Source organism: Halobellus sp. Atlit-38R (genome assembly GCF_003665925.1).
Classification (GTDB): Archaea; Halobacteriota; Halobacteria; order Halobacteriales; family Haloferacaceae; genus Haloquadratum; species Haloquadratum inordinatus.
On sequence record NZ_QXIJ01000098.1, the window covers coordinates 1 to 661 of the forward strand.

A 661-nucleotide genomic window follows, 5' to 3' on the forward strand; every position below is an offset into this window, starting at 1 on the left:
CCATCGCCTCGGCGAGGTCGGCCGCCGCGCGCCGGTCGGCGACGATGCCTCCCCCGCCGATGTTCGCGAGGAAGACGGAGACGTCCAGCTCGGCGAACCCGTCGAGCGCGTCCGAGTCGCCGGGCCAGAAGACGGTGCGCCCCCCGAGCGACAGCAGGAAGCCGCAGCCGAAGCCGGGCGGGTGCGCGACCGAGCCGTCCGCGTCGGCGTTCGGTCCCTCGGGGTCGTTGTGGGCGGGGACAGACCACACCGTGACCTCGCCGGCCGGCGTGTCGACGTCGACGCGGTCCTCCTCGCCGACGCGGACCACGTCGTAGTCGGCCGCGAGCGCGTCGATCGGCTCCACGTCGCGGTCGATGCCCGCGGGGTCGACCGCCTCGTAGATGACCACCGTCGCGTCCTCGCTCGCGACCGACCGGATGCCGTCGCTGTCGTAGTGGTGGTCGTGGGTGACGACGACGACGCCGGTCCCCTCGCGGCGGAGCGCGCGGAGCCGCTCGATCACCGAGCGACGCGCCGGCTCGTCGAGGCCGGTGAACGGTTCGGTCAAGACGAGGTGGTCGGGCTCCATCGCCAGCGCGCCGGCGATCGCGACCCGCTCGCGCTCGCCGCCCGACAGCGACGCGATCCGGTCGGTCTCGCGGCCGGTCATGTTGACGGC

Annotated in this window: 1 protein-coding gene; it reads right to left on the bottom strand. The window is 74.4% G+C overall.

The window, feature by feature from the left end:
• Positions 1 to 571, bottom strand: a 571-nt coding sequence (locus tag D3D02_RS18305) for an MBL fold metallo-hydrolase (protein ID WP_121571327.1), incomplete at its 3' end; no start/stop codon positions are given.
• Positions 572 to 661 lie beyond the last annotated feature (90 nt).